Annotated in this window: 6 protein-coding genes and 1 pseudogene; 1 reads left to right on the plus strand and 6 read right to left on the minus strand. The window is 34.2% G+C overall.

The annotated features are described in order from the left end of the window. Positions 1-161 precede the first annotated feature (161 nt). The 3 genes from ABIQ27_RS09520 to eno all read right to left on the minus strand — a co-directional run bounded on the left by ABIQ27_RS09520 (position 162) and on the right by eno (position 5108). Complete coding sequence (locus tag ABIQ27_RS09520; protein ID WP_348033649.1) at positions 162-1607, minus strand: T9SS type A sorting domain-containing protein; 1446 nt, start codon at positions 1605-1607, stop codon at positions 162-164. Between the two features lie 151 nt (positions 1608-1758). Then, entirely contained in the window at positions 1759-3555 is a 1797-nt protein-coding gene (locus tag ABIQ27_RS09525; protein WP_348033650.1) for a glycosyl hydrolase family 28-related protein, read from the minus strand. 260 nt (positions 3556-3815) lie between these two features. After that, entirely contained in the window at positions 3816-5108 is a 1293-nt protein-coding gene (eno, locus tag ABIQ27_RS09530; RefSeq protein WP_348033651.1) for a phosphopyruvate hydratase, read from the minus strand. A 252-nt stretch (positions 5109-5360) separates the two neighbouring features. Here eno and ABIQ27_RS09535 point away from each other — a divergent pair, with 252 nt between their 5' ends. After that, positions 5361-6428, plus strand: a complete 1068-nt coding sequence (locus ABIQ27_RS09535) for a hypothetical protein (RefSeq protein ID WP_348033652.1) — start codon at positions 5361-5363, stop codon at positions 6426-6428. Positions 6429-6463: 35 nt separating this feature from the next. On the opposite strand, the gene carA is transcribed toward ABIQ27_RS09535, so the two are convergent. From carA to ABIQ27_RS09550, 3 genes and pseudogenes are all read right to left on the minus strand, one after another. Continuing rightward, entirely contained in the window at positions 6464-7585 is a 1122-nt protein-coding gene (gene carA / locus ABIQ27_RS09540; RefSeq protein WP_348033653.1) for a glutamine-hydrolyzing carbamoyl-phosphate synthase small subunit, read from the minus strand. A gap of 598 nt (positions 7586-8183) precedes the next feature. Beyond that, positions 8184-8591: pseudogene (rplQ, locus tag ABIQ27_RS09545) on the minus strand (50S ribosomal protein L17); the annotation flags it as partial. 62 nt (positions 8592-8653) lie between these two features. Continuing rightward, positions 8654-9003: DNA-directed RNA polymerase subunit alpha C-terminal domain-containing protein (locus tag ABIQ27_RS09550; RefSeq protein ID WP_348033654.1), on the minus strand; the 350-nt coding region annotated here is incomplete at its 5' end.

A 9003-nucleotide genomic window follows, 5' to 3' on the forward strand; every position in this document is an offset into this window, starting at 1 on the left:
TTTCGCAGAATATATTTAATTCCCGAACTCTTCTCGCAATAAGTTGTGTGTATTGCGAACCGAAATCTAAAATAAGTACGTTGTGTTGCATGTGCAAAAGTACTATTCTCAATTCAAAATAAAAACTTCAAAAGAGGATTTTAAATAAAAATCTAAAAAGATCAATTTTTAATAAACCGTTCGATTTTAATTCCATTTTCGGCAGTAATTTTTAGGAAATAAATACCATTAGAATATGATGAAACATCGAAAGCAGTCTCATTTTCCTGAATTAATTTTGTTGCCAAAATCCTGCCTTGAACATCAATCATCTGAATTGATTTTATAAGGCTGTCAGTTTTAATACTTATAATATCTTTTGCTAGATTGGGATACAATTTAACCACATTAACTAACTGATTTTCATTTACAGACAGGGTGCAATCCGTTGAAATAACCGTATCAGGATAATTATTAAGCATAAGTACGAATTCTATTTGACTAACTTCAAAAGAATCGGCACAAACAAAAGCAAGAGGATTATTTACCCAGTAATTTCCAGGGAATTCAGGCGGAACATTTTGATCTATACCATTTTTTAAATTGATATAAGTTATGCTATTATTGTTACAATATAAAGAATGAACTTTTGTTTGAGACAATTCAAGTAAAGACAATAAATTATAAGAACAATATAATTCATACAAGTTATACATTGCATCAAAGTCTATATTTTGAATGTTATTATTTGAACAAAAAAGCACATTCGTATTAGTAAAATTGGCAAATCCTTCCAAAGAACTTATACCCGCATTATCAACATTAAGCAGTCTTATTCTGGCTGCTTCGTCTGTTTGGATTTCTCCATCGCTATTGCTGTCTATTTTGATATTTTGATTGCAGGCATTTTTAGCAGTGGCATTTGAAGTATCTGCCAATAACAGTTTAGCTTTGAAATTAGCATCGGGAAAGGCAATAACCGGATTTGGATTTGGATTAGGAGAAACCGTAAGTGTGAAACTCATAACACTGTAACAACCACCTTCGAAATTTGCATATTCCCTTCCCCAAAGCGTTTGCGGATTAGATGTACTTACAAAACAACCAAGATTTATTCGGTTTACGTCGGCTTCAGCGTCACTTTGCGCTGCATAGATAGGAGCGAAAACTCCTGACTGAGTTCCATCCATAAAAGCTCTCTGTCTATCAATATCGAATGCAGCTGTTCCGGTAAAAGGACTTTGGTAAATAATCAGATTTGGAGGTTGATTTATCACTAAACTATACCACACTCTTATAGTTAGGGTTGTTATACCATAATAACTTGGGCTAACCGTATTGCTTACTCTGACATGCAGCGTCTGCGGATTAGAGGTATTTGTGTATGATGTTGGATTTATAATTGGATTTGTATTTGCGACAGCATCTGCATTAGTTTCAAAATACGTGACACAGTAATTTGCAGGGTTTGAAGCCCTTAATATTTCTGAGTTTTTCACAGTCAGATCAAAAGCATAAATCTCATCATCATTATCATCGCATCGTACCAACCAAGTTGGAGTGTCTACTACGTATTGCTGAGCAAACATTAATTGACCAAACAACAATAAAAAGCATAGTCTCTTCATAATGAAAGTATTAGCTTTTCAAATGTAAGAATTTAATTTGAAAATGATATAACACTTAATGATTTAATGATAAAAAACACCCAACAAATTCAAAACTTGTTGGGCGTCTTATATAATATGAATTTAAGGCTTATTTCTGTTTAAATGTATCTTAAGAGGGTGAGGTACTTTTAAATACAAATATTAATTGATAGTTCTCAAGATAAACAATACCTCCATTTATGAAATAATTATCTATTTTTATAAAAGTTGCTATATCTCCTTTGTCCAATCTTAATTTAGGTTGATTAGAAAAGAATATGTTTTTCTCATTATTAAAAATTACTTTTTCTGAAAATGCTCTTATTGATATTGTTTCACCTGCACTAACAGAACTAATTAATCTTGAAACTTCATTATTCGTGTAATCTCCACCATCAACAAAAATAATTTTATTGTCTTTTAAATCAAGGCAATGACCCCAAGGAGATGGCTGCGGTTCATTATCAGCCTGAATTCCTATAAATTGCATTATACCATAACTATAACCAAGCCTACTATCATAGAAAGAGTTTCCAGAAGTTCTTATACCATCATTAGGTTTTAAACCTAAAATAAATCTTTTTTTGAGTGGGGAGTATGGCTCGGCTGAATCCATATTAGACACGGTAACATAATTATTGTAAACATTAATTTGTGAATTCCTCGAAGTTATAGCCCTACCCACGTAATCAAAAGGCGGGTTCTCTATGTGTTGATTTCTAATAGGTAAACTGCCAAAACCTGCAGCATTGGCGAATCTATTATTTAAAATATTTATTCCTTTGCTTTTATCATTTCCGTCATTTAAAACAGTAATGGCTAAGTCAAGGTTTTCAAACCAACAGGTGTCCATAGTGATACTTTCTGAATATTCAATAACAATCCCACATTCACTATCCTGGAAAGTTGAATTAATAAATGAGACAACATTTGGGCCTAGTCCAATCTTTTTGGTTATTCCTTGCAGGGATACATTAGTTTTTTTTATCATATCCCAAGTATCAATTCCCTCCACTCTTTCAAAGTCATATTTTATACCTCCAAAACCACAATTAATGAATGTTATTTGTCCATGCTCTCCTTTCATCAAAAGCGCATAAGCATCTTCTTTCTGTCTTACAACAGTGACGTTTTCAAATACTAACAACTGATTTGGCAAATTATAGTCTTCATCTCCACTTGCTATGAGTTCAATTCCATTACCGTTAAAATTACGAATCCTTAAATTTTTAAAAGTACAACTCCATAGACCTCCATCATCATAATCACCTTTTTGAGCAATAAACTTAAAACACCCATTTGTCCCATCTATAACAACTGGGAAGTTTTCTGCATTTACAACCTTATTACCATTAAAAGTAATATCAGTTATATTACAGCCTTCTATTCTTCCTTTGTCCATTTCAAGCATAAAACCATCAGCAGAAGATGTTTCATTAGAACGAATTAAAAATGTATTTTCAAGACTACCTCCAACAAGGGAAACACCTGATTTTAATATAAGTGTTTTTTTTACAAAATAGGTTCCATCTGGAAAATAAACTGTGTTACCCTGTAGTGGAAAATCGCCTGAAAGCAAATGACTTGAATATGCATGATCAATTGCACTTTGAATTTTAACACTAATATCAGTTCCAACTGATTTACAACCAAAATAATTTATGTTAATATATCCATCAATAACCCTTATCCATCTACCAGTCATATCATCGTCATCTGTTCCGTGTGTATTGTGCTTAATAATAGTTCCATCATTATCCGGAAATCTAGACGCAAAATCTGGTGAGTCATAATAATAAAAAAAACCACCTCCATCATCAAAAGTTATAGAATGACATTCAACATATATGTGCACATGATAAGAAGGAGAAGGAAATACATAATTCCTTAAATCTTCAATCTTTCCTAATCGTTCAACATAATCCATATTTAATAAATTTTAAGTTAGTATTTTAGTCTTATTAAGTTTCATATTTTTAGATTCTACTTTCTATCTCATTTTCTGACATAATAAAAATTATTAAAAAAACTATAAGTAATAAAGTGTTAAATCAAATTTATAAAAAAATAATAAGCTTATCACTTTTTTACAAATAAACATTTTTTACCCTTAAAAATATTACAAAAAAAAACGCTTGAAAAACTTATAAAAATTTTCAAGCGTTAATAAAAATATAATCAAGCAAACTATGTCTGTTTAAAAGCTTTCACTCCAGGAAAGTAAGCGGTATCGCCTAACTCCTCTTCTATTCTCAACAACTGGTTGTACTTTGCCATACGGTCTGAACGGGAAGCCGAACCTGTTTTGATTTGCCCACAATTTAAAGCAACCGCTAAGTCAGCAATCGTGTTATCTTCCGTTTCTCCTGAGCGGTGTGACATTACTGAAGTATATCCTGCATTGTGCGCCATGTTTACCGCGGCGATTGTTTCTGTTAACGTTCCGATTTGGTTTACTTTTACTAAAATTGAATTGGCTATTCCTTTTTCAATTCCGGTTGAAAGACGCTCCACATTGGTTACAAATAAATCGTCACCTACTAGTTGTGTTTTATCACCGATTAATTCGGTTAAATATTTCCAGCCATCCCAGTCGTCTTCATACATTCCGTCTTCGATAGAAATGATTGGGTAATTAGCAGCAAGCGATGCTAAATATTCTGCCTGTTCTTTTGATGTTCTTATTTTTCCTGTTGCTCCTTCGAACTTCGTATAATCGTATTTTCCATCTACATAAAACTCAGAAGCAGCACAATCTAATGCAATCATTATTTCGTCGCCAAATTTATAACCGGCATTCTCAACCGCTGTTTTAATCGTATCCAAAGCATCTTCAGTTCCACCGGCAAGGTTTGGTGCAAAACCACCTTCATCTCCTACTGCTGTCGATAGATTTCTATCGTGCAATACTTTTTTAAGGTTATGGAAAATTTCTGTTCCCATTTGCATCGCATGTGTAAACGATTTTGCTTTTACCGGCATAATCATAAATTCCTGAAATGCAATCGGCGCATCAGAATGAGAACCACCGTTGATGATGTTCATCATTGGAACAGGTAATGTGTTTGCAGAAACTCCGCCTACATATCTATATAAAGGTAAACCTAATTCATTTGCTGCAGCTTTGGCAACAGCCAAAGAAACTCCTAAAATAGCATTCGCGCCAAGCTCAGATTTATTTGGAGTTGCATCCAGTTCAATCATCAATTGATCAATATGATTTTGCTCAAAAACAGAAACGCCCATTAATTCAGGAGCAATTTTAGTATTTACATTAGCAACAGCTTTTGAAACCCCTTTTCCCATATATGCTTTTCCACCATCGCGTAATTCAACAGCTTCATGCTCACCAGTAGAAGCCCCTGAAGGAACTGCTGCTCTTCCTAAAACGCCATTTTCGGTAATTACATCTACTTCTATTGTTGGATTTCCTCTTGAGTCAAGAATTTGCCTTGCGTGAACTTTGATGATTATGCTCATTTTTAATTTAGTTTAAAGATTTTTAATTGGTTTACAAATTTAGGGAATTTAAAAAACAGATGTTTATTTATTTGAAGAACTTATAAACGCAATCGATTTAGTTTCCAAGAATCGTTGAAATGCATAGTCGAGTGCCTAAGAATCGTTGAAATGCATGGGTTGGTGAGAATTATATAAGTTTAAAAAATTATCATATAACACATCTCTTTCACCATCGGTATAATTTTACATAAAAAAATAACACCTACTGTCATGAAAAACTCTACTTCTAAAATTGGTCAAAATAGCACACTAAAAATAGTGGCTTATTTTATTTTATTTGTTGGACTTCTTCCAGCAACTTCTTATTCTCAAGGATATAGAACTATAAACGCTTACATGGATGATTTTGCTAAAAACGAATTGTACGTTAAAAAATCATTGATGGATTATTCTGTTAGCATAGTTGAATCACAATTATACACAAGAACTCAATACACTGCTGAAAGAATTATAACCAAATTAGAAAATGTCAATACTATTTTGAAAAATAATAATAAAGGATTCGAAGGCAATACGCTGCTTAGAGACAGTTTTATAAGAATGAATGAAAAAACGATTGAGTGTCTAAAAAACGGAAGTCTAATTTTGAGCGATTATGAATATCAAAGCACTTTAAGTTTGGCGGAAATCGGAGAAAATTTTAATCGAAAAGAAATTGATCAGGCTGAATACTATCAAGAACTTAGAAATTATGAGGCAGACAAAAGAATCTTTGCCTTAACCTACAAATTACCTTTAAAATCCGGAAAAGGAAAAAACATCTTAGAATACAATGCGTCTCAAAACATGTTATTTTACAAAATGAATGTAATGGATGAAAAACTCAACTTAGCAATAGCTGCAAAAGATAAAAAAGGGCTTTCTGATTGTTTAAACATGATACAGGTTATGTATCAGGAAACCTTAGCAAAAACAGAAGAATATAAAGGAGAATATCAAGATAATTCTCTTAATGAGGCTAATATTGCGTATTCCAGATTTATAGCTGCACAAAGAGATAAACTTAGTGATTTATTCAATGGCTATGTTGATGAGTACAATAAACTTCAGTCTTTAAAAAACCAATCCTCTGAAACAAATGAAGCTGTAGCCGCTTACAACGAAGTTGTTAAAGTCTATAACATGAAAAAAAATATTTTCTATTCTGTTTTTAAAGATGTCCAAACTACCAAAAGCAAATTATATGATACTTGGCTGACTACTAACAGTGCCTTCTTAAAACGCAATGGGAAAATTGACAACATATATGATAACTATGCTGTTAACGATAAAAGTTAAAACTTAATATATATTTGGATAAAAAAGTCTAATCGTTATACTTCGATTAGACTTTTTGCTTTTTTAATATTAGTGATAAAATCGTCAAAAAGATACGATGAATCGTGTGGTCCAGGGCTTGCTTCCGGATGGTATTGCACTGAGAAGACACTTTTTGATTTCATACGCATTCCGGCAACCGTATTATCGTTGATATGGAAATGTGTGATTTCTAAATCGGGATGCTTTTCAAGTTCTTCTCTATTGACTGCAAATCCGTGGTTTTGTGAAGTGATTTCACCTTTTCCCGTCAACACGTTCATTACAGGATGATTTATTCCTCTGTGACCGTTAAACATCTTATAAGTCGAAACTCCGTTTGCCAATCCGATAACCTGGTGTCCAAGGCAAATTCCGAATAAGGGTTTGTCTGCTGCAAAAATTCCTTTTGCAATTTCAATTGCGCCGGATAATGGTTCAGGATCGCCTGGTCCGTTTGAAAGGAAATAACCATCAGGATTGAATGATTTCATTTCTTCAAATGTGGCGTTGTATGGAAACACTTTGATGTAGCAATCTCTTTTGGCAAGGTTTCTCAGGATGTTTCTTTTGATTCCCAAATCTAATGCAGAGATTTTATAAGTTGCGTTTTCATTTCCGAAAAAGTAAGGTTCTGTTGTGGAAACTTTGGAAGCTAATTCCAAACCTTTCATATCGGGAACATTCTTTAGTTGTTCTTTCAATTCTGAAACGGCAGTTCCATCGGTGCAGATTACGGCATTTTGTGCGCCATGATCACGAATGTAGCTTACCAACGCTCTTGTATCTACATCAGAAATACAAATTAGGTTTTGCTTTTCGAAATAGTCGTACAGATTGCTTTCCGAATCGGGGCGCGAATGATTGAAGCTAAAGTTTTTACAAACCAAACCAGAAATCATGATTTTTTCTGATTCGACTTCTTCTGCATTTACTCCGTAGTTTCCAATGTGTGGATTAGTGGCTACCATGATTTGCCCGAAGTAAGAAGGATCAGTAAAGATTTCCTGATACCCTGTCATTCCGGTGTTGAAGCAAACTTCTCCAAAGGTTTTCCCGGAAATACCGATTGATTTACCGTGAAAGATGGTTCCGTCGGCTAGTAATAAAATTGCGGCTGTTTTTGTTGTGTGTTGCATGTGTGTTGTGTTGTGCAAATTTATTTATTTATGTTCAATTTAAAAAAAGAATTATAAGAGTTTATAAACATTCCTAAAGTTTCCTTTCCAGCCCCGATTGTAGCAGTTACCATGTAACGCGAAAAGCGGGAAAATGGATTGCTGATTAAGCCCGAACGATTCGCTCCTGACTTCGACAAGCTCAGTCTGACAATACTTCGGCACTTCGACAAGCTCAGTGCGGGCAAGCAGAATCTGAAACGAGTTCAGATTAAAAAAAAAAAAGGATAAACAAAACTGCTTATCCTTTTTTATATTTATGAGTTGGCAATCATTATGCCTCTTCTTCTTTTGATTCTTCATCAGTAGCTGGTGCTTCCGGAGTTTCGTCAGCTGGAGTTTCTTCAACCTCAGCAACTGCTGGAGCTTCTTCAACAACTTCTGGAGTCTCAACTTCGGCAACTGGAGTTTCAACAACTTCTTCTGCAGCAGGAGCTTCAACTTCAGCAACTGGAGTTTCAACAACCTCTTCTACTATCGGAGCAGCTTCTTCAACAACTGGTGCTGGTGTTACTTCTTTAGCAACTGGAGCTGTTTCAGTAGTAGCCGCTTTCTTAGGACGACGTGTTCTACCTTTTTTCTCTTCTTTTTTACCACCGTTGTATAGTTCGTTGAAATCAACTAATTCAATCATTGCCATATCAGCGTTATCTCCAAGACGGTTACCCATTTTGATGATACGGGTATAACCACCCGGACGATCACCAACTTTTGCAGCTACGTCTCTGAATAAGTCAGTTACCGCATATTTGCTACGTAAGTAAGAGAAACATACACGACGATTGTGAGTAGTATCTTCTTTTGATTTTGTTATCAGTGGCTCAACATATTGTTTAAGCGCTTTTGCTTTAGCGACAGTGGTGTTGATGCGTTTGTGCTCGATAAGAGAACAAGCCATATTTGCCAACATCAAAGCTCTATGCCCTTTTTGTCTGCTTAAGTGATTGAATTTTTTTCCGTGTCTCATGACTTGTTTTTTTAACCTTCATCTTGCTACTATCCTCTTTGGAGAGCAAAATATGAAGTACTTTATTCTTTATCTAATTTGTATTTACCTAAATCCATTCCGAAAGTTAAATTCTTGTTGGCAACTAATTCATCTAACTCAGTTAGCGATTTTTTACCGAAGTTACGGAACTTCATTAAGTCGTTTTTGTTGAAAGATACCAAATCTCCTAAAGTATCAACTTCTGCCGCTTTCAAACAATTCAAGGCACGAACGGATAAATCCATATCAACCAGTTTTGTTTTGAGCAATTGTCTCATGTGCAATGATTCCTCATCATAAGACTCAGTTTGAGCAATTTCATCAGCTTCAAGCGTGATTCTCTCATCAGAGAATAACATAAAGTGGTGAATTAAAACTTTTGCAGCTTCAG

It is taken from the genome of Flavobacterium sp., from assembly GCF_039916025.1.
Lineage (GTDB): Bacteria > Bacteroidota > Bacteroidia > Flavobacteriales > Flavobacteriaceae > Flavobacterium.